Source organism: Streptomyces chromofuscus (assembly GCF_015160875.1).
GTDB lineage: Bacteria > Actinomycetota > Actinomycetes > Streptomycetales > Streptomycetaceae > Streptomyces > Streptomyces chromofuscus.
In genome coordinates this window covers 568,064-594,412 of record NZ_CP063374.1, presented here as the reverse complement: position 1 = coordinate 594,412, position 26,349 = coordinate 568,064, and the positions used below count along the sequence as shown (strand labels likewise).

The following is a 26,349-nucleotide window of genomic DNA, read 5'->3' as shown; positions in this document are numbered from 1 at the left end:
ACTCCCTCCGCGCAGCCCTGTGTACCCGCCCCGCACGGTTCGACACAGCCCCGTACGGGCGCACTCACTGTCTGCTCTGGGCATGGACACAGCAGGCCGGGACGCCCGTGGGACGCTCGTCGCCCTGTGGCGGGCCGCCGAACGGTTGCGGGCCATGGCGTACGACGTCTTCCTGGCGCACCAGCCCGCCGTCGCCTGGAGCGAGTTCGCCCCCTGCGGAGCCACGCCCGGCATGCAGGCAGTGGGCGTCGTCGTCGACCTGCGGGACGGCCGCGAGATCTTCTTGGACCTGACCGTCTCTCCGGCGGACGAGGCCTTCTTCGTCGAGGCGGACATCGGCCTGTACGGCCTGGACGACGAGGAGAACGGCGGCTACCGCTGTCTGCTGGAGATCCCCGACGCGCGGGCCGACTCGCTCGACGACCTCGTGGCGACGATCGAGGACCGTGTCGGACGGCTGATCGAGGCGGGGCCGGACGCGGTGCGCGGGGTCGGGGCCTTCTCGCGAGATGCCTTCCGCGTGTTCGGTCAGGGGCGGACGGGTACGGGGCGGGCCGCCCCGCGCGTCGGTAGCGTGCCGGTATGGACTGGATGCGCTGGGCCGACCGCAGCTGGCCGCTGCTGGCTCGGGTGACGCGTGCGCACGTGGCGGTCTACCGGGCGACGCGGGGCGTCGTCGGGCACCGGTTCCCGGGCGGGCCGCCCATGCTGCTCCTGGAGCACCGGGGTGCGCGGACGGGGCGTCTGCGTACGGTGCCGCTGGTGTACGGCGTCGTCGGGCGTGACCTGGTCGTGGTGGCGTCCAAGGCCGGCTACCCCCGGCACCCGGCGTGGTTCCACAACCTGCGGGCCTGCCCCGAGACTCACGTGCAGGTCGGGGCGCGACGCCTCCCTGTGCGTGCCCGTGTCGCCGATCCGGCGGAGCACGAGCGTCTGTGGCCGGTGATGGTCGGTCTCTACCGGCCCTTCGAGACCTACCGGCGGCGGGCGGGGCGCGAGCTTCCCGTCCTGGTACTCGAACCGAGGCCGTGAGCGCCCCGGCACCCGGGCGGCCGGCCGTTCGTGCGGCCGCGCGGCGCGGGCGTCCGCCTGACGACCGGCCCCGCCGGGTCGGGGCGATGGTGTGTTCCCGCGTGTGGCGGCGAGCGTTGTCGATGTGCGGCGCGGTCCGCTCGGCCACGTCCTGGGCGAGGCAGGCTTCCGCCTTCCGGCGCAAGGCGCCGACAGCTGATGTGCGCCGCCATCGCCGTGTCCTGGCCGGCGGCCGGCTACGACGACGCGACATCGGCGGTGACGCTGCTGATCGCCGGGCCTTGTCGGGATGCGGGACGCCGCCGACTCGCGCAGCGTGGAAGGAGGAACGCCCGAGAGCCCGGCCCGGGTGCCCGCCTTCACGAGGAGAACCGCATGGCGAAGGACAAGAAGCGGGACGAGAACCTCAAGAAGGGCGACGAGGTCGCCTGGAGCAGCCACGGCAGCGAGGCGGAGGGGAGGGTCGAGAAGAAGATCACCAAGCGGACGAAGGCCGCCGGCCGGACCGTGGACGCCTCGCCCGAGGAGCCGCAGTACGAGGTGCGCAGCGACAAGTCCGGGAAGTCGGCGGTGCACAAGCCGTCGGCCCTGCGGAAGAAGAAGTGACGCGGCGTGCGCGACGAGGACAAGCGTGAGACGTGGGAAGCGTTCAGCGAGTTGGTCAACATGACGCCGTCGGCGCTCGGTGACTGGCTCGACTCGGACGCCTCCCACCAGGCGGGCCAGCACAAGGACGGTGGTGAGTCCACCGGGCACGCGTCCGGGCGCCGCATTCTCGACATCCTGCGCAGCACGAAGGGCGACCTGTCGGACGACGACTACCAGCACATGCGCAAGGTGGTCGGCTACATCCGCCGCCACCTCGCCCAGCGTCCCTCGGGAGACGTGAGCGATTCCCGTTGGCGCCACTCGCTCATGAACTGGGGCCACGACCCCCTCGCCTGAGCGGGCCGCGCGAGCGAGGGCGAAACACCCGGAGCTGCGGAAAAGGTCGTCGTGGCCCCCGCCGGCAGCGGGTGAGCACCGGGCCGCGCGGCGCTTGCCTCCCGCGCGTCCGGCCGAGCCCCCGCCTGCATCAGGCGCGCCGCTGCCTCGCGGAGGTGGCGCCGAGGTGCGCCGTTCACTCCGTTGATCCGCAAGCTCGGGCGTCCGGGCGGCGACGCGGGCGGATCCGAGGGCGGGGACATCTCATGCCCGTACCACGGGCCGGCCACGGGGCCACGCGGGCGCCCCCGGATTCCCTCGAAGGCACCCGCCGACGACCGCAGGGCGGCCGACCATGGTGCCGTACCGGTTCCACGCCTGCGCGCCGCCGCCGTGCCCCGCCTGGAGCACGCCCGCTCAGCCGACGCCCGCCGGCGGGGCTAGCGTGTTTTTCAAGGATGGGTCAGCCGAGGACGGGGACGCAGACCATGGCCACTGACGACCGGCACGACGCCACCCGCTCCACCGCACCGGCCGGCCGGCTCCCCGACGATCACGTCATCGTCATCTGCGGGGCGACCGGCGACCTGGCGCGTCGCAAGCTGCTGCCCGGCCTGTTCCATCTGGCGAACGCGGGCCTGCTGCCCACCCGGTACCGCATCGTCGGCACGGCCCCCGCCGCCGACGCCCTCGGCGACGAGGAGTTCCGCGAGCACGCCCGGCAGGCCGTCGCCGAGTTCGGGCGGGCGGCCCCCGAAGGTCCCTCGTGGCGGTCGTTCGTGGAGACGCTGTCCTTCGGGGCCGCCGACCCCGGCGACCCGGCACCGCTGCTGGCCGCCGTGCAGGAGGCCGAGCGCGCCGTCGGCGGCAGCACGCGGCGGCTGTTCCATCTCGCCGTACCGCCGGTGGCGTTCGGCTCCGTCGTGACGATGCTCGGCGCGACCGGGCTGTCCGACGGCGCCCGGGTGATCGTGGAGAAGCCCTTCGGCACGGACCTCGCCTCCGCCCGCGCGCTCAACGACACCCTGCACGCCGTCTTCGACGAGTCCCGCGTCTTCCGCATCGACCACTTCCTCGGCAAGGAGTCCGTCGACAACATCCTCGCGCTGCGTTTCGCCAACGGACTGTTCGAGCCGGTGTGGAACCGCGACCACATCAGCCATGTCCAGATCGACGTGCCGGAGAGCATCGACATCCAGGGCCGTGCCCGCTTCTTCGAGGGCACCGGCACCTTCCGGGACATGATCGTCACCCATCTCTTCCAGTTGCTCGGCTTCGTGGCGATGGAGCCGCCGCCGAGGCTCGACGCGCGTTCCCTGCGGGAGGAGAAGACCAAGGTCTTCCGCAGCCTGCGGACCCTGGACCCGGCGAACGTGGTGCGTGGCCAGTACGAGGGCTACCGCGACGAGCCGGGTGTCGCCCCCGGCTCCGACACCGAGACCTTCGCCGCGCTGCGCGTCGAGATCGACAACTGGCGCTGGGCCGGCGTGCCCTTCCACCTGCGCTCCGGCAAGGCACTGGCCGAGGGACGCCACATGGTCACCCTCACCTTCCGCCAGCCACCCCTGCGCATGTTCCCGGCGACCGCGCCCGACGGCACGACCCCCCGCCCCGGCACGCTCGCCATCGACTTCGACGACCCCGGCCGGATCACCGTCCGCTTCCTGGCGAAGGAACCCGGCCCCGACATGCGGCTGGGCCGGGCCGAGATGGTCTTCGACTACGCAGGCTCCTTCGCGCAGGAGCATACCCTGGAGGCCTACGAGCACCTGATCCTGGAAGCCATGCTGGGCGACCAGTCCCTGTTCACCAGCGCCGAGGGCATCGACCGCCTGTGGGAGGTCTCCGAGCCCCTGCTGAAGGACCCGCCGCCGGTCGAGCCGTACCCGAAGGGCTCCTGGGGGCCGGACAGCATCCACCGGCTCGTGCGGCCCCACCACTGGTACCTGCCGGACGGGAGGTGAGCCGTGCTGGGCCTGCCCGATCACATCCGTGCCTGTCTGTTCGACCTCGACGGTGTCCTGACGCAGACCGCGAAGGTCCACGCCGCCGCCTGGAAGGAGACCTTCGACGCCTATCTCCGGCAGCGCGCCGAACAGGAGGGCGGCCCCTTCGTGCCCTTCGACTCGGGCGAGGACTACGACGCCTACGTGGACGGCCGGCCCCGCGAGGACGGCGTGCGCACCTTCCTCGCATCGCGCCGCATCGAGCTGCCCGACGGAACGCCCGACGACGGGCCGGACCAGGAGACCGTGCGCGGTCTGGGCAACCGCAAGAACCACCTGGTGCTGCGCATGATCCGCGAGCGGGGCGTGGAGCCGTACCAGGGATCGGTGGCCTTCGTCCGGGCGGCCCGGGACGCCGGTCTGCGGCGCGCCGTCGTCTCCTCCAGCGCCAACTGCCGCGACGTGCTGGTCGCGGCCGGGATCGAGGACCTCTTCGAGGAACGCGTGGACGGCATCACCACGCGCGAGCAGGGCCTGCACGGCAAACCCGCGCCCGACACCTACCTCGCGGGCGCCCGTCTCCTCGGCGTCGAGCCCGCCGCCGCGGCCGTGTTCGAGGACGCCCTGGCCGGTGTGGAGGCCGGGCGGGCCGGCAACTTCGGTGTCGTCGTCGGCGTCGACCGGGTCGGCCAGGCGGCCGAGCTGCGCCGGCACGGGGCGGACCTCGTCGTGACCGACCTCGCCCAGTTGCTGGAGGGCGCAAGGTGATCACCCATCCGTCCTTCGCGTGCGAGCCCTGGAGTCTGCGCGAGACCGAGTTGAGCCTCGACGTCCTCGCCCAGAGCGAGTCCGTGTTCGCGCTGGCCAACGGGCACGTCGGCTGGCGCGGCAACCTCGACGAGGGCGAACCGCACGGGCTGCCCGGCGCGTACCTCAACGGCGTCCACGAGGTGCATCCGCTGCCGTACGCGGAGGCGGGCTACGGCTACCCGGAGTCCGGTGAGACGGCCATCAACGTCACCGACGGCAAGGTCATCCGGCTGCTGGTCGACGACGAACCGTTCGACCTGCGCTACGGCCGGCTCGTCGCGCACGAGCGCCTGCTGGACTTCCGCACCGGTGTGCTGAGCAGGACCGTCGACTGGGTCAGCCCGGCCGGGACCGGGGTCCGCGTCGTCTCCCGCCGCCTGGTGTCCTTCACCCAGCGGGCGATCGCCGCCGTGGAATACCAGGTGGAGGCGCTCGACACCCCGGTCACCGTGGCCGTCCAGTCGGAGCTGGTCGCCAACGAGCAGCTGCCCCGCACGTCCGGCGACCCCCGGGTCTCCGCCGTGATCGACGCGCCGCTGCGGGCGGAGGAGCACTTCGCCCAGGACACCCGGCTGCGCCTGCTGCACTGCACCGGCCACAGCGGCCAGCGGGTGGGTGCCGCGGCCGACCACCTCGTGGAGGGGCCCGACGGGACCTCCTGGTCGGCCGAGAGTGAACCCGACGTCAGCCGCCTCACCATCACCGCCACCCTGGCCCCCGGCGAGCGGCTGAGGCTGGTGAAGTTCGTGGGCCACGGCTGGTCGGCCCAGCGGTCGCTGCCCGCGATCCGGGACCAGGTGGAGGGGGCGGTCGCGGCCGCCCGCAGTTCCGGCTGGGAGGGTCTGCTCGCCGAGCAGCGGGCCTACCTCGACGACTTCTGGTCGCGGGCGGACGTCGAGGTGGACGGCGACGAGGAGATCCAGCAGGCCGTCCGCTTCTGCCTGTTCCACGTGCTGCAGGCGGCCGCCCGGGCCGAGGGCCGCGCCGTACCGGCCAAGGGCCTGACCGGCACCGGCTATGACGGCCACGCGTTCTGGGACTCCGAGTCCTTCGTGCTGGCCGTCCTCACCTTCACCGCTCCGGACACCGTCGCCCCGGCCCTGTGCTGGCGGCACGAGACGCTGCCCGCGGCGCTGGGGCGGGCCCGCCAGCTCGGCCTGTCCGGAGCCGCCTTCCCCTGGCGGACCATCAGCGGCGCGGAGTGCTCCGGCTACTGGCCCGCCGGTACGGCCGCCTTCCACGTCAACGCGGACATCGCCGACGCGGTCGTACGCTACGTGGCCGCCACGGGCGACGAGCGGTTCGAGCGAGGGCCGGGCCTGGAACTGCTGGTGCACACCGCCCGGCTGTGGCGGTCACTGGGCAGTGCGGACGCCGAGGGCCGCTTTCACATCGACGGTGTCACGGGGCCGGACGAGTACAGCGCCGTCGCCCGCGACAACCTGTACACCAACCTGATGGCCCGCCAGAACCTGCGGGCGGCCGCGGCCTGGGTGCTCCTGCATCCCGACGAGGCGGCGGCGCTGGGGGTCACGCCGGAGGAGGCCGCCGCCTGGCAGGGCGCCGCGGCCCGCATGGTCGTGCCGTACAACGACAGGCTCGGCGTGCACGAGCAGTCGGCGGGCTTCACCACCCTCAAGAGGTGGGACTTCGACCGGACGGCACCGGAGCAGTACCCGCTGCTGCTGCACTTCCCGTACTTCGACCTCTACCGCAAGCAGGTCGTCAAGCAGGCCGATCTCGTCCTGGCCATGCTGACCTGCCCCGACGCCTTCACTGACGAGGAGAAGGCCAGGAACTTCGCCTACTACGAGGCCCTCACCGTCCGCGACTCCTCCCTGTCCGCCTGCTGCCAGGCCGTCCTCGCCGCCGAGACCGGACATCTCCGGCTCGCCTGGGACTATCTGGGCGAGGCCGCCCTGGTGGACCTTGAGGACCTGGAGCACAACACGCGCGACGGACTGCACATCGCCTCCCTCGCGGGCACGTGGATCGCTCTCGTGGTGGGGCTGGGAGGCATGCGCCAGTACGGCGGCGCCGGTTCCGGCGAGCCGATGGTGGGGTTCGCGCCCCGCCTCCCCGAGCAGCTGGCCCGTCTGGCCTTCACCCTGCTGATCCGGGGCCGCAGGCTGCGGGTCGAGATCACCGACGGCACGGCACGCTACGTCCTTCTGGAGGGCGAGCCTCAGGACCTCTTCCACCACGGTGAACGCTTCACCGTCACCACCGGCGAACCGACCGGGCGGCCGATCCCGCCCGCCCCCGCCCGCCCGGAGCCCCGTCAGCCATGGGGACGTGCGCCCGAGCGGCGCGAGCCGGCCGGGCCACGGACCCTCCGGCTCCCCTGACTCGCTTGTCAACGCCCTCGCTCACCGGAGGCGGTCACGGAGCACGGACCGCTGCCGCCGCGCGCCGCCCGCGTAGCCGCCGGCCAGTACTTCGAGGCCACCGAGGACGGCGGTGCGTTCCTGTACCGCGTGACCGACGCAACGGCCCGGTTCGTCGCCCGCGCCGACGACATCGGCGGGAGGACCTGACGGGCCGAGCGGCACTCCGCCGGGCCGGCGGGCGAATCGTCCGAGCGCACGAAGCAGACACCGGGCCCGTGCCCGGTGAACAGTCCTCGGCTCGTGGATGACCGGTGGGTTGCCGCTCCGTATACTCCGCCCGAGCACCGCCCGTCCGAGCACCCGGCCAGAGAGTCCGCATCCCGTCATGAAGAACGCCCTGCCTCCGCTGTCGCCCAACTACGCAACGCGGAGAAACCGCGCCTACCAGGAAAGCGTGGAGGTGCACGGGAAGTGGCCGGTCGAGTTCCAGTTCCGCCCGGCTCAGGGCGACCACCGGCACCTGCTGGTGGTGTTCTCGTCCGTGGGCAGCAAGTACGGCTTCGGCAACGCCCTGGACAGCGTGAAGTGCAACGTCCTGCGGATCCGGGACCACTTCGACGGCGGGGCCTCCTACTACGTGGCCAGGAACATGGACTTCAGCGTCACGGACTCCATACAGGCCCTCATAGAGGCGCACATGCGGCGACTGCGGGTGACCAGGGACGAGGTGACTCTCCTCGGTGCTTCGAAGGGCGGCAGCGCCGCGCTCTACTACGGCCTGAAGTACGACTACAAGAACATCGTGGCCTCGACGCCGCAGTATTTCCTGGGCAGTTATTCGAAGGGCCACGGTCAGCTGGGGGACGCCGTCCTCGGCGAGGGGCAGTCCGACGAGAACGTGGCCGTCATGGACGCCGTCATGAAGGACCTCCTCGAGAAGGACGCGGACCTCAAGAGGAACATCTACGTGGTGTCCTCTCCCGGGGACTACCAGTACGAGCAGGAGGTGGAGCACTATCTCCCCGCGCTGCGGGAGTACGAGAACTTCAACTTCCTGTTCGTGGAATCCCCCACGGTGCGCCGGCACGACGAGGTGGTCCGGCAGGCGCTGCCCTCGATCCTCAGCATCGTGTACTCCCTGACGGAGGGTGCCGCGCCGCGATGGGGCGAGGTCCGGACGGGGACCGATGCCGAGGACCCCGAGGCGGCCACCGCGTACCTCGCCGAGCTGCGCAAGAGCGACACCGCCCTGGCCACGCTCACGCGCGCCGAGTTCACGGACGGGCAGCTCCAGTTGAAGGGTCACGCCTTCCTGCCGGGCGTGTCGCCCGACGGACCGACCGCCGAGACCAAGCGGCTCGTCCTGGAGAAGGACGGGAAGACCTGGGTGTACCCGCTGGAGACGACCAAGGAGATCAGGCTCTACCGGGACTACTTCGACGAGTACTTCTGCGAGTACGCCACGGGCGGGTTCGCCTCGCGGGCCGACCTGACGTTCACCGATCTCCCGCAGGGCACCTACGACGTCTCGGTCTGCGTCACGAGCGACGACGAGGGGATCGAGCGGCGCACCCGGCTGATCTCGCACAGCGCGGTCGACCGGCGCCAGGCCGGCGGTGACGCCGAGCTTCTCTTCCGGGGCGGCAAGGGCGGCCTCAAGCTGGTCAAGAGGAGCATCGTCGGCGTCGATTCCCCGGGCGTGTGCTTCACCGCCGTCAAGGCGGAGGAGCGCGACCGGAAGGTCCATGCCGAAGGCGTCTTCTTCCTGCCCGGAAGGAACGCCGACCGCGACGCGCACGCCTTCTACTACCTCGTGCTCCAGGGGAGGTCCGGATGCCACTCCTTCCCGCTGGGCGCGAGGAAGAACCCCGATGCCGTGCGGCCGCACAAACTGCCCGGAGACCTCGGCACCTACGACTTCGGGTACTTCACCACGGGGGCCGCAGGCGTCGACGTCTCCGGAGTTCCGGAAGGCAAGTACAACGTGCTCGTCTCCATGAGCGCCGGTGGTGCCCTGTTCACCAAGAAGGCCGGAAAGGTCACCCTGAAGAAGCCCCGCTGAACGAGCAGCAGACCATCTCATGATGAGACTGTTATGGTCGAACGCATGAGACGGACGTCGTTCGATGGCTGGCCCTGCTCCATCGCCCGCACGGTGGACATCCTGGGCGACGGCTGGACGCTGCTCGTGCTGCGCGAGGTCTTCTACGGCGAGTCACGCTTCGACGGTTTCATCGGCTCGCTGGGCATCGCCCGCAACACCCTCGCGGACCGGCTGCGGCGCCTGGAGGACGCGGGGCTGCTGCGGCGAAGCGTCTACCAGACCGAGCCGGTCCGGCACGAGTACCTGCCGACGGACAAGGGCCGCGACTTCTTCGGCGTCCTCGCCGCGATCAACGCCTGGGGCGACCGCTGGCTCGCCGCCGAGGAAGGCGTCCCCGTGGTCATGCGCCACACCACCTGCGGCCACGACACCCAGGCCAAGGTGGTGTGCTCGTCCTGCGGCGAGCCGCTGCGGCACGGGGACGTGGCCCTGCGCACCGGGCCCGGTTACCCGGCGCGCCTGCTGAAGCGCCCCGACGTGCAGGCTCGCTTCGGCACCGGCCCGGGCCCGCAGGAGGTCGCCGACGGACGCACAGGTTCGTGAGTCGGCCCGTCGCCTCGCGTTCGTGCGGGGCGACGGGACCGTCAACCGGTCCGCGGCGGGGCCAGGATCACGCCTCCCCGTCGACCTCCCGAACCAGCTCGATCGCCCTGCCCAGCGTGTCCAGCCGGGCCTGGAGGCTCTCGCCCGCCGGATACATGCGCACGGTGTCCACCCCGGCGTCGCGCCACACCCGCAGCCGCCGCCGGACCATCTCCTCCGTGCCGATCAGCGTGGTCGCCAGCACCATCTCGTCGGTCACGAGGGCGGCCGCGCCGTCGCGGTCACCCGCCTGCCACCGCTGCCGCACCTCCGCCGCGACCTCGGCCCACCCCTGGCGGCCGTAGGCCCGGTTGTAGAAGTTGGTCGAGGCGGAACCCATACCGCCCAGGCTGAAGGCGAGTTCCTTCTTGCGGCCGGCGACCAGGGCGCCGAGCGCCTCCTCGTCCGGCGCGAAGGCCACCTCCGCGCCCTGGCAGACGTCGAAGCCGGCACGACGGCGGCCCGCCGCGGCCAGGCCCCGACGCAGGGGGGCGAAGTAGGCCTCCGCGGCGCCCTCGGGCACGAAGCTGGTGCCGAGCCAGCCGTCCGCGACCTGCCCGGTGAGCTCGAGCATGGCCGGTGACAGTGCGGCCAGGTAGAGCGGGACGGGATGCTCGGCGCGCAGGGAGAGCCGCATGGGGACGGCGTCCCCGCCGGGCAGCGGAATCCGGAACTCCGAGCCCGCGTAGGAGATCTTGCCGCCCGCGACCGCCTGCCGGACGATCTCCACGGTCTCGCGGACACGCGCCAGGGGGCGGGCGAACGGCACGCCGTGCAGGCCCTCCATCACCTGGGGGCCGGAGGGACCGAGGCCCAGCAGGAAGCGTCCGCCGGACAGGTTGGACAGGGTGATCGCCGTCTGGGCCAGGGCGACCGGGGTGCGCGTGCCGACCTGCATGATCCCGGAGCCGAGCAGCATCCGTTCGGTGCGGGCCGCGTAGAACCCCAGGGCGGACGGGGCGTCGGAGCCCCAGGCCTCGGCCACCCAGCAGACGTCGAGCCCGAGTTTCTCCGCCTCGACGACGAAGTCGGCCTGCCCGGACCAGGTGCCGAAGCCCGACGCCTCGACCGTCGTCGCCGTGCGCATCACGCCTCCGCCCACGTCTTGATGTGCCGGAGCGTGGCCGTCATGTTGCGCTCGAACTCGCGCATGCGCACGAACACGATCTTCTGCTCCTTGTCCGGCATGGCCGCGATCGCGAAGGACAGCCCGGAGGGGGCGGGTCCCAGTTGCATCCACTGCGAGAGTTCGGTCCCGCCGTCCCTGGGCGCCAGCCGGAACCGCCAGACGGCCGAGGGGTTCTCCGGGTCGACGACCGCCCAGGCGAAGACCTGCGGAGGCTCGCACTCGACGACGGTCGACACGGTCTCCCACTCGCCGAGGTCGGGGTGCGCGCTGCGGCCGACGAACCGGGCGCCCACGCACGGCCCGTCGGCTCCGTCGACCCATTCCACCGACCGCAGCTCCGTGCTGGTCCCCGGCATGCGCCGCACGTCCGAGACCAGCTCCCACACCCGCTCCGGCGGGGCGTCGACCCAGGTCGTCACCTCGACCGTCGGTGTGTCCGCATACCGCGCGCCCGTCCACTCCATCGTGTTGGCCTCCTCGTCGGCAGGGGTCGCTGCCGGTAGAGTTGCTTAATAAGACTTAGATGGTCAAGGGGTTGTGCAACGAGCGGACCAGCGTCCGGTCACCGCCTCACGCCTCCCGCACGCTCACGCCCGCGCCGGTAGGGGCCGCCGCAGCAGGTAGGCGGCCGCGGTCGAGGCGAGAACGGCCATGCACGCGATGAACACCAGTCCCGCGTCCGGCAGGCCGACCGGGCCGGTCAGCGCGCCGACGCCGATCACCGGAACCGAGATGCCCGCGTAGGCCACCACGAACAGCGTCGAGATGACCGCCGCGCGCCGATCGGCCGGTGACGCCTGTGCCACCGCGGTCAACGCAGCCCGGAACGCCAATCCCTGCCCGATTCCGCCGACGAGCGCGCTCAGCACCACCAGCGTCATCAGGTCCCAGTGCAGCGCCCCCGCCAGCAGCGCCAGCCCGGCGAGGAGCGCGGCGCAGCCGAGCGGCAGCGATCGCCGCGCGCCGACCCGGCCGACCGCCAGTTGCCCGGCGGTCGAGGCGAAGAAGGCCAGCGCGACGACCAGCCCGCTCACCGCGTGGCTGTCCACGTCGAGGGACTGCGCGAGGAACGCCGGGCTGACCGAGGTGAACACCCCGAACAGCGCGAAGCCCACGAACGAGGCGATCGCCGCGGGCGCGAACACCGCCCGCACCTGCGCCGGCAGAACGGGGCCGTGCGGCCGTACGGTGCTCAGCGGCCGGCGCTCGCGGACGGTCTCCGGAAGGCGCAGCAGGACGGCGGCCGAGCAGGCCACCAGGGCGAGGTGCACGACGAACGGCAGGTACAGCGGCCAGGGGGCGTACTGCGCCAGCACCCCGGCGAGCAGCGGACCGCAGCCCAGTCCGCCCATGTTGGCGGCCGTCGCCACGAACGTGGCCCGCGAGGAGCCGCCGTGCGGCGCCAGTTCCATCACGTACGCCGTGGCGGCCCCGGTGAACAGGCCGGCGGACAGCCCCGAGAACAGCCGCCCGGCGTACAGCCAGCCCAGCTCGGTGGCGCACAGGAAGCAGACGGCGCTCGCGGTCGCGCAGCCCAGGCCCCACAGCAGCACCGGGCGCCTGCCGACGGTGTCCGAGGCGTTGCCCACCAGCAGCAGCACGCCGATGACGGCGAAGGCGTACACGGCGTACACGACGGTGACGGTCAGCTCGGAGAACCCGAACTTCTCCCGGTAGAGGGGGTACAGGGGCGTCGGCAGCGTGGTGCCGGCCATGCACACGGCGAACACCGCGCCGCCGAGCGCGCAGGCGCGCCACCCTCGGCGGTCACCGTTCATGCCGCTGACGGCGACCCTGCGCGCGGTTCATGCACCGGACGCGCCCGGCGTGAACGTGACCGGCAGCCGCACCGGGCCGCGCAGACCGCCGGGCCGCCAGCTCAGCTCCGTCGGCGGCACGGCCAGGGCCAGGTCCGGGAGGCGGCGCAGCGCCGTGCCGATGGCGATCTGGCCCTCCAGCCGGGCGAGCGGCGCGCCCAGGCAGTAGTGGATGCCGTGCCCGAACGCCAGGTGGCCGTTGTCCTGCCGGGTGACGTCCAGCCGGTCGGGGTCGGCGAACCGTGCCGGATCGCGGTCGGCGATGGCGGAGGCGATCAGTACCGTCGCGCCGCGCGGAACGGCCACGCCCGCGATCTCGACGTCCTCCCGGGCGAACCGGGCGATGCCCGGGCTGACCGGGCCGTCGTAGCGGAGGAACTCCTCGATCGCGCCGGGCAGCAGCTCGGGATCGTCGCGCAGCAGCCGCAGCTGGTCGGGGTGGGCGAGGAGCGCGGCGATGCCGCCGCCGATCAGGTTGACCGTCGTGATGTAACCGGCCACCAGCAGCAGGAACGTCATGGCGATGAGCTCGTCCTCGTTCAGCCGCTGCTCCTCGTCGCGGGCGGTGATCAGCGCGCTGAGGAGGTCGTCGGCGGGCCGGGCGCGCTTGGCCTCCAGGAGCTTGGTCAGATACGCGCGCATCCGCTGCCACGTCTCGTTCACGACCACCGGGTCCGGCATCTTTTCCCCGCGCAGCAGCAGGTCGTCGGTCCACCGCTGGAAGTCGTACCGGTCGTCCACCGGTACGCCGAGCAGTTCGCTGATGACCGTGACCGGCAGCGGCAGCGCGAAGTCCGCGACCAGTTCCGCCCGGCCCGCCGGAACCACCGCGTCGAGCAGCCGGTCGGCGATCTCCTGGACCCGGGGCCGCAGCTCCGCGACCCTGCGCGCGGTGAACGCCTTGGAGACCAGGCGGCGCAGCCGGGTGTGGTCGGGCGGGTCGGAGCGCAGCATGTTGCTCATCATCGACTCGCGCTCGAACTCGGGCAGCTGCTCCATCAGCCGGGTGTCCGACGCGTCGCGGACGTCGCTGCTCAGCCTCGGGTCGGACAGGGCCGCGAGACCGTCCTCGTAGCGCGTGACCACCCAGGCGTCCAGGCCGCCCGCGATGATCGCGCGCCGGACCGGGCCGTCCTCGCGCAGCTGCCGGTAGAGCGGGAAGGGATCCGCCACGAAGGCCGGATCGGAGTAGGGGAGAAGGACCGGCTGCTGGGTCATCACGCCTCCCGGGCACGCACCGCCGATGCGGGGCGATTTGCTGCTACTTGTGGGTATGCGTACCAGTGTGACCGATCGGTGGCGCCGACGGAGGGACGGAAACGCGATGGACGGGACCAACTCCTTGGAAGCCGCGGAGCGGACCACCTGCTGCGTGGTGGGGGGCGGGCCCGCCGGCATGGTGCTCGCCCTGCTCCTGGCCCGGGCCGGGGTGGAGGTGACGGTCCTGGAGAAGCACGGCGACTTCCTGCGCGACTTCCGCGGCGACACCGTCCATCCGACCACCCTGTCGCTTCTGGACGAGCTCGGTCTCGGGGAGCGGTTCGCCCGGCTGCCGCAGCGCCGGGTCACGACCATCCAGCTGCCCCTGGGCAGGGACGGGACGCTGGTCACCGTCGGGAACATCGCCGCGCTGCGGCGCCGGTACAACTACATCGCGATGGTGCCCCAGTGGGACCTGCTCGACCTCCTCGCCGACGAGGCCGGCCGCGAGCCGGCCTTCACCCTGCGCATGGACACCGAGGCGACCTCCTTCCTCGTGGAGCGGGGGCGCGTCACCGGGGTGGCGTACCGCACGTCCGACGGCCGCACCGGCGAGCTGCGGGCCACCCTCACGGTGGCCTGCGACGGCCGCGGCTCGCTGGCCCGCTCGCTGCCCGAACTGGGGCTGCGCCGGTTCCGCTGCCCGATGGACGCCTGGTGGTTCCGGCTGCCCCGGCACGACGGCGATCCGCACGGGCTGGTCGGAGGCGCGGGCGACCGGTTCATCAGCGCCATGATCGACCGCGGGGACTACTGGCAGTGCGCCGCGCTGATCCCCAAGGGCAGCGACGCCACGCTCCGCGCAGCGGGTCTCGAACGGTTCAGGGACACGTACGGGGCCGCCGTCACGTGGGTCGCGGACCGGATGGACACCCTCACCTCGTGGGACGAGGTGAAGCTGCTCGACGTACGGCTGGACCGGCTCCGGCACTGGCACCGGCCGGGGCTGCTGTGCATCGGGGACGCGGCGCACGCGATGTCGCCGGTCTTCGGCATCGGCATCAATCTCGCCGTCCAGGACGCGGTCGCCGCCGCCCGCCACCTCGTCGGACCGCTGAGCGGCAAAGCGGCCGGCCTGCCGGCGGCCGTGCGCCGCGTCCAGCGCCGCCGCCGGCCCACCACGGCCCTCACCCAGGGCCTGCAACGCCTCGCCCACGCCCGCGTCATCGAGCCGGTCCTGGCGGGCCGGCCGCCCCTCGGCCGGCCGCAGCGCGCCAAGCGCGTGGCCGAGCTGGTCACCACCTCGCGCCGGCTGAACCGGGTGCCGGCCTACTTCCTGGCCTACGGCGCCCTGCGAGAACGCCCTCCCGCGGCGTCCGTCCGACGAGACTCCCGTCCCGAAGGGGCGGGCTCACCGTCCTCCCGGTCGGACCCCGGCCACACGTAGGGCAGATCGTCCGGTACGCCGGGGAACGCCTCCGCGTAGGCCTGTGGGTCCTTGCGGACGAGGGCCGAGCGGTGACTGCGGTGGAAGGCCTCGTCGCCGAGCCACGGCGGCAGCTCCCCGGCGGCCGCGAGGGCGGACTGGTCCCGCACGGGAGCGCCGGGACGGCTCGCGCCGAACCCGGCGACCAGGGAGGCGGCACAGCTGTCCTGATGTCCCTGCTCGCGCCACACCCGGCAGACCTCCAGCCCGTACCGGACCAGGGCCTCCTCGTACCCGCTCCACATGCGCACGGCCGGATGTCTGCGCCACCCGTAGCCCGGCACGGTCAGGCCCCGCAGGACCTGCAGCGCCTCGACCCGCTGCTTGCCCAGACGGCGACGGTCGAGGAGCAGGGCGGAACGCCGGAAGTCCGGATCGGGCAGGAACGTCTGCATCATCGCCGTCCTGACGTCGGGGGAGCGGGGAGGGCGGGCGCCCACCCGGGAGCGGCCCGATCGGCCGTGCGACCGGGCACTCAGGGGGCGTGGTCCGCCGCCGCGCGGTCGGCCTCGCCGCCCGCGCCGAGCAGTCCGGTCGCGTGGAAGGGCTCCTCCGCCTCCAGACGGGGCAGGCGCCTACGGGACACGCGCAGCACCAGCGGAGGCAGGGCGGCACGCACCGGCTGCACCAGCCGCAGCCAGGACGGCGCGTACACCGCCGTGCGTCGGCGTTCCAGGCCGCGCACGATCCGTTCGGCGACCTCCTCCGCGCCGTACACGCGCCGGGCGGGCGGCGGCATGTGGAGCCGCAGCTGCCGCAGGACGGCGTACCGGTCGGCGTCGCGCACCATGTCGGTGTCGATCCAGTTCAGGTAGGCGATGCCCACGCTGACGCCGTGGTGCGCCACCTCCGCCCGCAGGCTGTGGGCGAAGGCCTCGACGCCGGCCTTGGAGGCGCAGTAGGCGCTCATCAGGGGGGCCGCCCCGAGGGAGGCCAGTGACGCCACCTGCAGATAGTGGCCCGCCGTGGTGATCAGGTCGGGCAGGAAGGCGCGGGCGGTGTGCGCGCTGCCGGCGAGGTTCACGTCGATCACCCGCTGCCAGGTGGCCGGGTCCGAGGTGAGGAAGGGGCCTCCCTCGGCGATGCCGGCGTTCGCGATCACCACGGAGGGGGGACCCAGGCGGGCGCGTACGGTGCGGGCGGCGCCGGCGAGGGCGGCCGGATCGGTGATGTCGACCTCCAGGGCCACCGTCGCGGTGGGCAGAGCGGTCGCGACCGCCTCCAGCTCGGGCCCCTCGTGGCCGAGCAGGGCCACGCGTGCGCCTCGCCCGGCTACCGCGCGGGCCAGCGCCGCGCCCAGTCCCCGGGCGGCTCCGGTCACCACGACCGTCCGGTTGCCCAGCGGGCTGCTGTGCATCGGTGGTCCCTCCTCACCGGCTCGACACAGGTCCCTGGATGCCTTCCCGTCCCGGGGCGTGGCCGGATGCGCCGGGAACGGCTCATGTCTCCGGCACGGGCGGCACGGCGGTGTGGTCCGGGTGCCCGATCGTGCGGCGGGCCTCCTTCATCTCCGCCTCGTACAGGTGGTCGCGGCCCTGCGCCAGCTCCCGCACCGCGCTCGACTCCAGGTCGTGGAAGGGGCGGTAGTAGGTGGCGTCGTAGGCCTCGACGATCTGGAACGTCCAGTGCCCGGGAATGACGTTGCGCCCCAGGATCTCCGTGCGGACGCGCTGCGCCCACTGCGGGTGACCCGCCTCGTGCAGCAGCTCCACCGCGCGATCCAGTTCCAGATCGGCGGTGCCGGTCAGCTGGTGGAAGTCGTACAGCCGTCCTCTGGCCCGTTCCGTCGTCTCCAGAGCCTTGGACAGCGCGCCGAGCGCTTCGACGGTCTTGTCGCCGACGCCTTCGGGGCGCCGGTGCCGACGGTCGGGGCCGTCCGCTTGTTCGTTCATGGGTTCTCCTTCACAGAGTGGTGCGGCCGGTGCGCCGCCGAGCGGAGCTTCGCGGGCGCTCAGCGTTTCGCCCCGGTGCGGTCGCGCCGGGCGAGCAGCCTCTGGGCGTCGGCCAGACCGGGCGGCCGACGCCGGTGCAGCGCGGCGCGGGCGGCGTTGGCTCCCGGGGCGCCGTGCACGCCACCGCCCGGGTGCGCCCCGGACGAGGCCAGATAGAGCCCCGGAACGGGGGTCTCGGGGCGCCCCGTGCCGGGCGTCGGCCGGAAGACGAGTTGCTGGTGCAGAGCCGTCGTGCCGCCGTTGATGGCGCCGTTGATCAGGTTGCCGTCGAGCGCCTCGAGCGTCGGGGGCGCGAGGATGCGCCGGGCGCGGATCAGCGCACGGAATCCCGGGGCGAAGCGCTCCACCTGCCGTTCGACCCGGTCGGCCATGCGCTCCTGGTCCTCGGTGTCCCACCGCCCGGTGACGCCCTCGTCGGCGGCGTCGGCACGGACCTCGTGGGGCACGTGCGTGTACGCCCACGCGGACTCGGTGCCGGCCGGGGAACGGACGGGATCGGACGTGGTCATCTGGCCGAAGAGCAGGAAGGGCCGGTCCGGCACCTGCCGCATGGCGATCTGCGCGGCGAAACGGGTCAGCTCGTCCACCCCGTCCGACAGGTGCACCGTCCCGGCCCCGCGCGCCTGCTCCGCCCGCCAGGGCACCGGACCGTCCAGCGCCCAGTCCATCTTGAAGGTGGCGAAGTCCCACTGGAAGCGGCGCAGGTCGGCCAGCACCTGCGCGGGCACGTGCTCGGCGGCCACCAGTTCGCCGTACAGGGCGGGCACCGACACGTCCGCCAGGACCGCCCGCCGCGCGGCCACCGACCGTCCGCCCGCCGTGCGCACGCCGACGGCCCGCCCGCCCCGCACGACGATCCGCTCGACACGCTCCCCGCAGCTCAGCCGGGCGCCGCGCGAGCGCAGCCGTCGCACGAGAGCCTCGGTCAGCGCACCGGAGCCGCCGACGGGAACCGGGAAGCCGTGCGTCTGGCCCAGCATCGCCATCAGCCAGCCGAACCCTCCGCTCCCCGCCGCCTCGGGGGCCAGATCGGCGTGCAGCGCGTTGCCCGCCAGCAGCAGACGGCCGCCCTCGCCGCGGAACTCCTCCTCGCCCAGCCGGCGCACCGGCAGCACCAGGGAGCGGGCCGTGCGCAGCCCGCCCGCGGTCCGGAGCCGGACGGCCAGCCGGGCCGTCGCACGGACCGGGGGAAAAGGCGTGAACAGGGCGTTGAGCAGATCGGGCTCCAGGAGCTGCCACAGCTCGTGCAGCCGGCGCCAGGCAGCCCCGTCGCCCTCGGCGAAGGCGTCCAGTGACGCGGCCGTGACGTCGACGTTCCGGTTCAGCACGGCGCAGCTGCCGTCGCTGAGCGGGTGGGCCAGCACGCTGGGCGCGTGGCTCCAGCGCAGCCCGTGGTCCTCCAGCCGCAGCCCGGCGAGGACGGGGGAGGCCGCGGCCAGCGGGTAGAAGGAGCTGAAGAGATCACTGACGAAGGCCGGATCGACGCCCCGGTCGTGACGCACCGCGCCTCCCGGTTCCGGTTGCTCCTCCACGACCTCCACGCTCCACCCGGCGTCCGCCAGCAGGTTGGCGGCCACCAGCCCGTTGGGCCCGGCTCCGATCACGACGGCATCAGGCACGGCCGGCCCCGCCCGTGCCCGGGGCGGCCGCGCCGGCGGCGGCCGTACGGGCCGCACCTCCGCGGGCCTCCTCCTCGCACAGCCGGGCGAGACGTCTGAGCATGGCGCGGTGCCGCAGCTGGATCAGCACCTCGAAGCCCGCGTTGTGCAGCGTGCCGCCCGCTCCCTGGAGCGGGTGCTCGTCCACGAGTACGAGGCAGTGTTCGCCCCACGGCCGCAGTTCGATGTCGATCCGCGCCGTGCCCAGCGGGCCGGCGTGGGCCTCCAGTTCCAGACCGACGCCCTCCTCGCAGCGGCGCACGACCGTCTCGTTGGACAGCCGAAGCGGCCCCACCGGGATCTCGTAGCGGATCGCGGCGTCCTTCTGCGGCCACTGGCCGCGCACCGGCTCGGCCCCCGAGGGCCCCACCACCCATCGCGGGTAACTGTCCGCGTCGGCCAGAACGGCCCACACCTCGGCCGGACGGGCTTTGATCAGACGATGACGTACGGCCACGTGTCCCTCCGTGCTGTGCGGGAAACCGGCTGCCCGGCCGGCCATCGCCGAGTGCCCTGCGCGGCAGCGGTCCAACCAGCACCAGGTGAATCGGCTGCGGCGGCACGCGCAGGGGCGGCGCGCGTACCCGATCCGATCGGGCACAGGACGTCGGGTGGCCGCTCCCTGGCGTGGTGAGCGCGAAAGAGGAAGGAGGCCCGGAGTGCCGGAACGTCTCAACGAGGCCCTGGATCACACCGAGTGCCACCGCGACCAGCAGGTCGACGTGGCCGAGCGGCGCGGATCGCGGCGACCTCGGAGTACCACCTGCGCCGGACGTTCTCCGCGCTCGCGGGCGTGCCGCTGTCGGAGTTCGTGCCGCGTGGCCCTCGGCGGACCTCGGCCGGCAGCCCGGCCTCGATACGGGCGAACTGGGCGGTCAGGCCGCGCAGCCACATGTCGAGGTCGACCAGCGCGGGCAGCGGCGGCCCGGCGGGCTGCGAGGAGGTCGGCGGCGGGGGCATCGACGGCACGGCCGCGCCCGGCGGCCAGGGCGTCGGTGGCACATCGCCGGTTTCCGAGGCCGTCCGCCGCGCCCCGTCCGCGCCCGAGGGCCGCCCCGGACGCGCCCCGAGTGACGGCGACGGCACTGCCTGCTCTCCGTCCGGCCGGGTGGGCGCCCCCTGGTTCTTGTCCGGTGGGGTGGGCACCGCGTGCTTTTCCTCTGGCCGGGTGGGCACCGCGTGCTTTTCGTCCGGTGGGGTGGGCACCACGTGCTTTTCCTCTGGCCGGGTTGGAGCCCGCTGGTTCTCGTCCGGTGGGGTGGGCGCCGCGTGCTTTTCCTCTGGTCGGGCTGGCGGCCCCTGCTTTTCGTCCGGTGGGGTGGGCGCCGCGCGCCTCCCCTCCGGCGGCGGCCGGTCGTCCGCGCACAGGGCGGCGACGCGCTCCATGGTCTCGGCCAGCGTTCGGGCGCCGGCGCGTGCCCAGGCGGCGGCGTCCGGGGACAGAGCGCAAGCCGGCAGGTCGAAACGGGGCAGCCACTGGGCGCCGAGCAGGACGTGGTTCGCCGTGATGAGCACGGCTTGCCAGTCGGCCCGGGCGGGTACGCTGCCCGCCGGTTCGCTGCGGAACTGGGCGTAGGCGGACTCGGCGAGGCGCAGCCGGTGCAGTGCGGGGAACGTCGGCGGGGGAGCGGCCGAGCCCGGCGGCACGGCCGTCAGCACCGCGACGGTGCCCTTGATCAGCGAGGCGCACTCCCGCAGCAGCCCCGCCATGGTCCTGCGCACCTCCCGCCGGGCGCCGGCCGGCCAGGCGAGCATCGCGCACAGCAGACCGATGGCGCTGCCGGTCAGCACGTCCACGATCCGCGCCCCGGCCAGGTGCCAGGACGCCGGCGCGATCTGGGCGAACGCGGTGGCCACCACCAGCGTGAACAGTCCCTGCGCCCAGGCGATGCCGAGCAGCGGCCCCAGCGCGAAGGCGATCAGCATGCCGGGCGCGAGGATCGCGGCGTACGCCTCGGGGTGCGCGCCGAGACCGATGAGCAGTGCACCCGCCACGACGGCGCCCACGAGGTTCCCGGCGACGGCCCGGCGGATGGCCGTCCAGGTCGCCCCCACGGTCGTCCGGCTCAGCGTCAGCACCGCCAGCAGGACCCAGAAGCCGTGGGTCAGGTCGAGCGAACCGGCGACGAACCGCGCGGTCGCGAGCGCGACGGCGGTCCGCAGGGCGTTCTGGAACTGCACCGAGCGCACCGTCATGTTGCCGGTGATCCGGCGCACCCACAGGTACGGCGTCGACGCCTCCGTGTACCAGAAGAGCTCCCGCGGCTCGATCGGCGGCGTGCGCCGTCCGTCGAGCCCGACCCGTACGGAGATCTCCAGGATGCGCACCGACTCGGCGACCGCCAGCAGCGCCGCCTGCCGACGCAGCACCGGCACCGGCGGAACCTCGTCGGCGGGCCCCGTGACCTGCCGCATGCGCACCTGCTGGAAGCGGAGGATCGCGTCGTCCATCCGCTGCGGTCCGGGCGAGGGCCGACCCTCCCGCAGGGCCGCGGCGGTCCGGTGGCACAAGGACGCCACCTGCGGCAGCAGCGATCCGGACGCCGTGTCGGGGCGGGCCGTGCCGTCTTCGCCGTCCCCGGAGCCGCCCCGGACGAGCTCGCGCAGTTCGCCGGTGTCGGTCAGATGTGCCAGCTGTTCGAGCAGCCGGCGCGCGGCGGACCCCGCCTGGGACAGGCCGCGGTCGGCGCGGCCGGGTCCCGCGGGGCGCTCGGCGGGCGGGACCTCGGACAGGCGCAGGCGCTCGCCGGCCGCCCGCAGCGCGCCGGGGGAGAGGTCGCTCCGGCCGGCGATGGTGTCGCCCGCCGTCGCCAGCGCCTTCGCGAGGCTCGTCCGGTACGCCGGTCCCGGCGGCTGCGGCAGCAGGAACCGCTCGCACAGCGCCAGCACCACCACGCCGTAGGTGAGCCCGGCCAGCCGCAGCCACAGGGTCTGGGGCTCGTACGGCGGGAAGCAGGCCAGGATGTAGAACAGCTGGAGTCCCGGCGCCGCCCCGGCCGGCCGTGGCCCCGCGATCGCCGCGAAGGCGAGGAGGAAGCCCACGACGAGCATCCCGAGCACCGCCGCCCAGGTCGCCACCGCCAGCACGGTCCCCAGCGCCACCAGCACCAAGGCCACCGGCAGTGCCTTCAGCATCACCTCGGCGCGCTGCCGCCCGGACCCGGGGATCGAGGACAGCATGCCGAGGGAGATCGGCGCGAACAGCGCGTACAGCGCCGGCACCGGCTCCTGGAGCCCGTACAGGAAGGGGTAGAAGCCCGCGGACGCGGAGAGCGTCACCCGCACCGACCGGTGCACGACTTCCGTCCGTCGCGATCCGCCCTTCACGGCACACGCTCACCGCGGGACGCGCCGAGTATCGGCGCCCGGCCGAGGACCACGAGCCGGTGACGTACCGCCAGGAGGACGGAGGAGCCCGCCAGGATCACCGCCCCGCCGCACCGCAGGTCCGGGTCGTACGCCGTCCGCGGCCCTCGCCGCGGTGTCCTCGCCGTGACCGCGGCGGCGGCCCCCGCGGGCGCGCCGCCCAGGATGACCGGGGACATCGACTGGACGCCCGACGCCGCGCAGGCCCGCTCGGGCACCACGAGCCGCACGGCCAGGACCGGCACGGCCAGGTTGAGCGCGGAGATGTCGAACTGGACGCAGAACAGGGCGACCGCGACCGCGATGAACGCCCCCCTCCGCGCGGCCGGCGAAGCCTCAGCGCGCATGTGCACGCTCCTCTCGGGCGGCGCCGCGGTGTCGTGGGCGGGGCGGACGTGCGACCCACTGCCCATTGTCGACCGGCCCCGACGGGACCGCAGCCCGGACAATCCCGTCCCCTGCGGGCCTGTGCCGGGCCGACCACGAGGGCGGAACGGCGACTGCCGCGCCGGCCCCGCGCCCCGCCTCCCCGGGTCCCGGCGCGCGGCCGGGACCGGGACCGGAGGCCGGGATCCCCGGCGCTCATGTCCCGTGCACGGGCGCCGGCCTCGTCACGTCCGGTAGCCGAGGATGGTCATCATCCCGGACTCCGAGTGGTACTGGTTGTGGCAATGCAGCATCCACAGGCCCGGGTTGTCGGCGTAGAAGTCGATGACGAGTTTGCGGTGGGGCAGCACGTGGGCGGTGTCCTTGCGGGCTCCGACCGCGTCGATGCCGGTGAGGGCGAACGTGTGGCCGTGCAGGTGCACGGGGTGCCACATGTCGGTGGCGTTGATGAGGGAGATGCGGACTCGTTCGCCCTCCCGGATGGGGATGCGTTTCTCGATGGAGTAGGGCTCGTGGTCGAAGCCCCAGTCGAAGTTCTCCATGCCGCCGGTCAGCTTGAGGCGCATCTCGCGGTCCGGGTCGTCGTCGTTGAAGGCGACCGACTCGTGCGGCACGAGCCGTCTGGCGGGCACGAGCCGGCCGTCGAGCTCGTCCGGGTGCGCGGTCGGCCCGGGGACCCCGCCGCTGCTGGTGCGCAGGACCGCAAGGGCCCTCGCGCCCTTGCCCTCCGCGATCGCGACCAGCGGGAACACCCCGTCCTTGGCGGTGACCAGCACGTCGTAGCGTTCGGCCATGCCGAGCAGCAGCGCGTCCGTCGTCGTGTGCTCGACCGGGTAACCGTCCGTGTGCGTCACCGTCATCTCGTGACCGCCGAGCGCCACCCGGAACGCCGTGTCGCCCCCGGCGTTGATGATCCGCAGCCGGATGCGGTCCCCCGGCCGGGCCCGGAAGACCGAGGGGGCCCGCGGGAGACGGCCGTTGACGAGGTAGTGCGGATAGTCGACGTTGCCGCCCACGCTCTGCAGGATGCGGCTGCTGGAGTTGTGCAGAACGCGTGAGGGGCCCGCGGCCCGGGCGGAGGTCGACTCGTGCTCGCCCGCGGACTCGTCGCTGCCCGGACCGTGCTGTCCGTCGCCCTCACCCATGTCCATCGGCGCGGCATGGCCGCCCCGCAGCTGCGCGAGCACGCCGTCCGGGGTGGAGCCGGACACGCCGTCCACCCAGTCGTCCAGCATGACGACCCACTCCTTGTCGTAGGACAAGGGCTCCCTGGGATCCTCGACGATCAGGGGGGCGTACAGGCCGCGGTCGAGCTGCATGCCCGAGTGCGAGTGCAACCAGTAGGTGCCGGGGTGCGGGACGGCGAAGCGGTAGGTGAAGTCCGCGCCGGGCTTGATGGACTGCTGGGTCAGGCCCGGTACGCCGTCCATGTCGCAGCGCATCCGCACACCGTGCGAGTGCAGCGTCGTCGCTTCGCGCAGATGGTTGGCAAGGGTGAGATCGAGGACGTCGCCCGCGTTGATCCGGATCTCCTTGCCGGGCAGCGTGTCGCCGTACGCCCACGACCTGACGGTACGTCCGCCCAGATCGAGGGACGTCTCGATGGCGGTGAGCGTGAACGTGCGGACAGGACCGGTTCCGCGTCTCCTCTCGGCGGCGAGGACCTCGGGGCCGGACGGGTTGACATACCCCTTGGGCCCCTTGGGGACGAAGCCGCCGCCGCTGTGCCTGCCGCCCCTGTGGCCGGTGGGCCCGGCCTCGGGCGGTGCGTCGGATCCGGAGCAGGCGGTCAGAGCTCCCGAACCGGCGGCCACGATCGATGCACCGAGCAAGGTGCGCCGCGTATATTTCTGCATGTATGAATAAGACCTGTTTTGTGCCCTTATATGTGAGAACCGAAGCGGCGCGTCTCGCGAATCGCCGACACCGCCCGAGGGGAGCATCGTCGGCTGCGCCGCCGAGCAGCCGCCGGCCACGCGGTGCGGCCTGACGGGCCGGCACCCGTGCGCGGGAACACTATGAACACAAAAGATCAGGCCATGGCTCCGCGTCCTGCCCGTTCCTAGCATCGCTGCGCCGGTGCAAGGGATGCGCCGGCGGAGGCAGGGAGCAGAACCTTGATCAGACGCACCCAAGCGGCCCGTCGTCTCCCCGGAAAGCTGCGCACGGCGCTGGCCGTCGGCGCGGCGGGCGTCCTCGTCGGCACGCTCACCGGCGCGACGCCCGCCGCCACGGACGCCCCGCGCCCCGCTGCGACCGTCTGTCCGGACGGCCTTGCCGGAAAGGCCACGTGCTACACCGGGCAGGACGCGAGCGGCGCCCACTACGCGATCGCCGTGCCCGAACGGTGGAACGGGTCGCTCGTCGTGCACGCCCACGGCGGCCCGGATCTGGGCGACGCCTCCGACCCCCAGCGCAGCCTTGACGACCTGGGGCGATGGTCCGTCATGGTGGACCAGGGATACGCCTGGGCCGGTTCGTCGTACCGCCGCGGGGGCTACGGCACGCGGATGGCCGCGGCCGACACCGAGAACGTACGGCGGCTGTTCGTGTCCGAGTTCGGCCGACCGGACCGGACGTACGTGCACGGCCAGTCATGGGGCGGGAACGTCGCGGCGAAGGTCGTGGAACTCCACGGCGGGAAGAACGGCCCCTACGACGGGGCGCTGCTCACCAACGGCGTCCTGGCCGGCGGCTCCCGCGGCTACGACTACCGCGTAGACCTGCGGGTGGTCCACCAGTACTACTGCGGCAACCACCCCCGGCCCGGCGAACCGCAGTACCCGCTGTGGCAGGGACTGCGTGCCGACTCCACCATGACGGCGGCCGGCCTGCGCGCCCGCCTTGAGGAATGCACCGGCTACGCCTCCGCCCCGCAGGACCGCACCGCGCTGCAGCAGCGCAACCTCGACGACATCCTTGCCGTGACGCGGATCCCCGAACGCACGCTGGAGTCCCATCTGCGATTCGCCACCTTCACGTTCCGCGACATCGTGCACGCGCGCCTCGGCGGCCGGAACCCGTTCGGCAACGAGGGCGTGCGGTACTCCGGATCGCACGACGACGCGGCACTCAACGCCGGAGTCGAGCGGTTCGCCGCCGACCCGGCCGCCGTCCGGGACCTGTCCTGGGACAGCGACCTGACGGGCCGGGTCGCGGTTCCCGTCCTCACCCTCCACGCGATCGACGACCCCACGGCGTTCGTCGAGCACGAGGCGGCCTACCGTGCCACTCTGGAGGGCGCCCACCGCGACCGTCACCTCGTCCAGACGTTCACCGACGAGCACGAACACAGCGAGCTGAGCAACGCGGAGTACGCCACCTCCCTGGCCGCGCTGGACACCTGGGTGCGCACCGGAAGGAAGCCGACCCCGCGATCGATCGCGGCGTCCTGCGCGACGTTCGACCGCGCCTACGGCACCGGCTGCTTCTACCGCCCCGACTTCCGTCCGGCTCCCTACGCCTCCCGGGTCACTCCGCGCCCCGGAGGCACGCACTGGCCCGCCATGACCGCGAGGCAGGAGAAGGCCTGGAGCCGGGTCGAGGGCGTCGGCATAGCGCCGTAGCGCATCCGCCCCGGTGACGCCGGCCGGCCCCGGCCTCCCCGGCCGTGCGGACCGCGCCGC

Annotated in this window: 23 protein-coding genes; 11 read left to right on the top strand and 12 right to left on the bottom strand. The window is 73.2% G+C overall.

Going from position 1 to position 26,349, the window contains the following annotated elements; all coding sequences use genetic code 11:
- Window positions 1–82: 82 nt before the first annotated feature.
- From IPT68_RS02600 to IPT68_RS02560, 9 genes are all read left to right on the top strand, one after another.
- On the top strand, window positions 83–634 hold the full coding sequence (locus tag IPT68_RS02600) for a hypothetical protein (RefSeq protein WP_189701581.1): 552 nt from the start codon (window positions 83–85) through the stop codon (window positions 632–634).
- The gene (locus IPT68_RS02595; protein WP_189701582.1) at window positions 583–1,032 is read left to right on the top strand and encodes a nitroreductase/quinone reductase family protein; all 450 of its coding nucleotides are present in this window, start codon (window positions 583–585) and stop codon (window positions 1,030–1,032) included. The genes IPT68_RS02600 and IPT68_RS02595 overlap by 52 nt, the downstream gene beginning before the upstream one ends.
- A 375-nt stretch (window positions 1,033–1,407) precedes the next feature.
- Window positions 1,408–1,638 (top strand): hypervirulence associated TUDOR domain-containing protein, encoded by a 231-nt coding sequence (locus IPT68_RS02590; RefSeq protein ID WP_189701583.1) that lies wholly within the window; start codon window positions 1,408–1,410, stop codon window positions 1,636–1,638.
- A 60-nt stretch (window positions 1,639–1,698) separates the two neighbouring features.
- Window positions 1,699–1,977 carry a DUF3140 domain-containing protein gene (locus tag IPT68_RS02585; RefSeq protein WP_407699469.1) on the top strand — a complete coding sequence of 93 codons (279 nt, stop codon included), beginning with the start codon at window positions 1,699–1,701 and terminating at the stop codon, window positions 1,975–1,977.
- Between the two features lie 467 nt (window positions 1,978–2,444).
- A complete protein-coding gene (zwf, locus tag IPT68_RS02580) occupies window positions 2,445–3,920 on the top strand; it encodes a glucose-6-phosphate dehydrogenase (RefSeq protein ID WP_189701585.1) in 1,476 nt (491 codons plus the stop codon).
- Window positions 3,921–3,923: 3 nt separating this feature from the next.
- Complete coding sequence (locus IPT68_RS02575; RefSeq protein ID WP_189701586.1) at window positions 3,924–4,670, top strand: beta-phosphoglucomutase family hydrolase; 747 nt, start codon at window positions 3,924–3,926, stop codon at window positions 4,668–4,670.
- Window positions 4,667–7,060 carry a glycoside hydrolase family 65 protein gene (locus IPT68_RS02570; RefSeq protein WP_189701587.1) on the top strand — a complete coding sequence of 798 codons (2,394 nt, stop codon included), beginning with the start codon at window positions 4,667–4,669 and terminating at the stop codon, window positions 7,058–7,060. Before IPT68_RS02575 ends, IPT68_RS02570 begins: the two co-directional genes overlap by 4 nt.
- A 367-nt stretch (window positions 7,061–7,427) precedes the next feature.
- Window positions 7,428–9,104: a hypothetical protein gene (locus tag IPT68_RS02565; RefSeq protein ID WP_189701588.1), complete on the top strand. Its 1,677-nt coding sequence runs from the start codon at window positions 7,428–7,430 to the stop codon at window positions 9,102–9,104.
- Window positions 9,105–9,149: 45 nt separating this feature from the next.
- Window positions 9,150–9,689: a winged helix-turn-helix transcriptional regulator gene (locus IPT68_RS02560; protein WP_189701589.1), complete on the top strand. Its 540-nt coding sequence runs from the start codon at window positions 9,150–9,152 to the stop codon at window positions 9,687–9,689.
- 67 nt (window positions 9,690–9,756) lie between these two features.
- Here IPT68_RS02560 and IPT68_RS02555 read toward each other — a convergent pair whose 3' ends face one another.
- The 4 genes from IPT68_RS02555 to IPT68_RS02540 all read right to left on the bottom strand — a co-directional run bounded on the left by IPT68_RS02555 (window position 9,757) and on the right by IPT68_RS02540 (window position 13,892).
- The gene (locus tag IPT68_RS02555) at window positions 9,757–10,815 is read right to left on the bottom strand and encodes an LLM class flavin-dependent oxidoreductase (RefSeq protein ID WP_189701590.1); all 1,059 of its coding nucleotides are present in this window, start codon (window positions 10,813–10,815) and stop codon (window positions 9,757–9,759) included.
- A complete protein-coding gene (locus IPT68_RS02550; RefSeq protein ID WP_189701591.1) occupies window positions 10,815–11,321 on the bottom strand; it encodes an SRPBCC family protein in 507 nt (168 codons plus the stop codon). Before IPT68_RS02550 ends, IPT68_RS02555 begins: the two co-directional genes overlap by 1 nt.
- A gap of 123 nt (window positions 11,322–11,444) precedes the next feature.
- The gene (locus tag IPT68_RS02545; RefSeq protein WP_189701592.1) at window positions 11,445–12,635 is read right to left on the bottom strand and encodes an MFS transporter; all 1,191 of its coding nucleotides are present in this window, start codon (window positions 12,633–12,635) and stop codon (window positions 11,445–11,447) included.
- Between the two features lie 27 nt (window positions 12,636–12,662).
- Window positions 12,663–13,892, bottom strand: a complete 1,230-nt coding sequence (locus IPT68_RS02540) for a cytochrome P450 family protein (RefSeq protein ID WP_189701593.1) — start codon at window positions 13,890–13,892, stop codon at window positions 12,663–12,665.
- 106 nt (window positions 13,893–13,998) lie between these two features.
- On the opposite strand from IPT68_RS02540, the gene IPT68_RS02535 reads away from it, so the two are divergent.
- Window positions 13,999–15,321 carry an FAD-dependent oxidoreductase gene (locus IPT68_RS02535; RefSeq protein ID WP_189701594.1) on the top strand — a complete coding sequence of 441 codons (1,323 nt, stop codon included), beginning with the start codon at window positions 13,999–14,001 and terminating at the stop codon, window positions 15,319–15,321.
- On the opposite strand, the gene IPT68_RS02530 is transcribed toward IPT68_RS02535, so the two are convergent.
- The 8 genes from IPT68_RS02530 to IPT68_RS02495 form a co-directional block, all read right to left on the bottom strand.
- Entirely contained in the window at window positions 15,216–15,755 is a 540-nt protein-coding gene (locus IPT68_RS02530; RefSeq protein ID WP_228040717.1) for an MSMEG_6728 family protein, read from the bottom strand. The two genes, IPT68_RS02535 and IPT68_RS02530, sit on opposite strands and share 106 nt — an antisense overlap.
- A gap of 80 nt (window positions 15,756–15,835) precedes the next feature.
- Window positions 15,836–16,717, bottom strand: a complete 882-nt coding sequence (locus tag IPT68_RS02525; protein ID WP_189701595.1) for an SDR family oxidoreductase — start codon at window positions 16,715–16,717, stop codon at window positions 15,836–15,838.
- Window positions 16,718–16,799: 82 nt separating this feature from the next.
- Window positions 16,800–17,252 (bottom strand): hypothetical protein, encoded by a 453-nt coding sequence (locus IPT68_RS02520; protein WP_189701596.1) that lies wholly within the window; start codon window positions 17,250–17,252, stop codon window positions 16,800–16,802.
- A 59-nt stretch (window positions 17,253–17,311) separates the two neighbouring features.
- Window positions 17,312–18,931, bottom strand: a complete 1,620-nt coding sequence (locus IPT68_RS02515; protein ID WP_189701597.1) for a phytoene desaturase family protein — start codon at window positions 18,929–18,931, stop codon at window positions 17,312–17,314.
- The gene (locus IPT68_RS02510; protein ID WP_189701598.1) at window positions 18,924–19,427 is read right to left on the bottom strand and encodes an SRPBCC family protein; all 504 of its coding nucleotides are present in this window, start codon (window positions 19,425–19,427) and stop codon (window positions 18,924–18,926) included. The genes IPT68_RS02515 and IPT68_RS02510 overlap by 8 nt, the downstream gene beginning before the upstream one ends.
- 215 nt (window positions 19,428–19,642) lie before the next feature.
- The gene (locus tag IPT68_RS02505) at window positions 19,643–22,297 is read right to left on the bottom strand and encodes an FUSC family protein (RefSeq protein ID WP_456154423.1); all 2,655 of its coding nucleotides are present in this window, start codon (window positions 22,295–22,297) and stop codon (window positions 19,643–19,645) included.
- The gene (locus IPT68_RS02500) at window positions 22,294–22,683 is read right to left on the bottom strand and encodes a hypothetical protein (protein WP_189701599.1); all 390 of its coding nucleotides are present in this window, start codon (window positions 22,681–22,683) and stop codon (window positions 22,294–22,296) included. The genes IPT68_RS02505 and IPT68_RS02500 overlap by 4 nt, the downstream gene beginning before the upstream one ends.
- Window positions 22,684–22,947: 264 nt before the next feature.
- Entirely contained in the window at window positions 22,948–24,579 is a 1,632-nt protein-coding gene (locus IPT68_RS02495; RefSeq protein WP_189701600.1) for a multicopper oxidase family protein, read from the bottom strand.
- A 261-nt stretch (window positions 24,580–24,840) separates the two neighbouring features.
- Between IPT68_RS02495 and IPT68_RS02490 the strand changes: the two genes are divergently transcribed.
- Window positions 24,841–26,289, top strand: a complete 1,449-nt coding sequence (locus tag IPT68_RS02490; RefSeq protein ID WP_373300739.1) for a hypothetical protein — start codon at window positions 24,841–24,843, stop codon at window positions 26,287–26,289.
- Window positions 26,290–26,349 lie beyond the last annotated feature (60 nt).

Excerpts from the sequence above, each read along its gene's own strand:
- IPT68_RS02600 (WP_189701581.1), top strand. The coding sequence starts at position 83 with ATGGACACAGCAGGCCGGGACGCCCGTGGGACGCTCGTCGCCCTGTGG.
- IPT68_RS02530 (WP_228040717.1), bottom strand. The coding sequence starts at position 15,755 with ATGCAGACGTTCCTGCCCGATCCGGACTTCCGGCGTTCCGCCCTGCTC.
- IPT68_RS02545 (WP_189701592.1), bottom strand. The coding sequence starts at position 12,635 with ATGAACGGTGACCGCCGAGGGTGGCGCGCCTGCGCGCTCGGCGGCGCG.
- IPT68_RS02540 (WP_189701593.1), bottom strand. The coding sequence starts at position 13,892 with ATGACCCAGCAGCCGGTCCTTCTCCCCTACTCCGATCCGGCCTTCGTG.
- IPT68_RS02585 (WP_407699469.1), top strand. The coding sequence starts at position 1,699 with ATGACGCCGTCGGCGCTCGGTGACTGGCTCGACTCGGACGCCTCCCAC.
- IPT68_RS02555 (WP_189701590.1), bottom strand. The coding sequence starts at position 10,815 with ATGCGCACGGCGACGACGGTCGAGGCGTCGGGCTTCGGCACCTGGTCC.
- IPT68_RS02550 (WP_189701591.1), bottom strand. The coding sequence starts at position 11,321 with ATGGAGTGGACGGGCGCGCGGTATGCGGACACACCGACGGTCGAGGTG.
- IPT68_RS02565 (WP_189701588.1), top strand. The coding sequence starts at position 7,428 with ATGAAGAACGCCCTGCCTCCGCTGTCGCCCAACTACGCAACGCGGAGA.
- IPT68_RS02595 (WP_189701582.1), top strand. The coding sequence starts at position 583 with ATGGACTGGATGCGCTGGGCCGACCGCAGCTGGCCGCTGCTGGCTCGG.
- IPT68_RS02560 (WP_189701589.1), top strand. The coding sequence starts at position 9,150 with ATGAGACGGACGTCGTTCGATGGCTGGCCCTGCTCCATCGCCCGCACG.
- IPT68_RS02520 (WP_189701596.1), bottom strand. The coding sequence starts at position 17,252 with ATGAACGAACAAGCGGACGGCCCCGACCGTCGGCACCGGCGCCCCGAA.
- IPT68_RS02535 (WP_189701594.1), top strand. The coding sequence starts at position 13,999 with ATGGACGGGACCAACTCCTTGGAAGCCGCGGAGCGGACCACCTGCTGC.
- zwf (WP_189701585.1), top strand. The coding sequence starts at position 2,445 with ATGGCCACTGACGACCGGCACGACGCCACCCGCTCCACCGCACCGGCC.
- IPT68_RS02590 (WP_189701583.1), top strand. The coding sequence starts at position 1,408 with ATGGCGAAGGACAAGAAGCGGGACGAGAACCTCAAGAAGGGCGACGAG.
- IPT68_RS02500 (WP_189701599.1), bottom strand. The coding sequence starts at position 22,683 with ATGCGCGCTGAGGCTTCGCCGGCCGCGCGGAGGGGGGCGTTCATCGCG.
- IPT68_RS02525 (WP_189701595.1), bottom strand. The coding sequence starts at position 16,717 with ATGCACAGCAGCCCGCTGGGCAACCGGACGGTCGTGGTGACCGGAGCC.
- IPT68_RS02495 (WP_189701600.1), bottom strand. The coding sequence starts at position 24,579 with ATGCAGAAATATACGCGGCGCACCTTGCTCGGTGCATCGATCGTGGCC.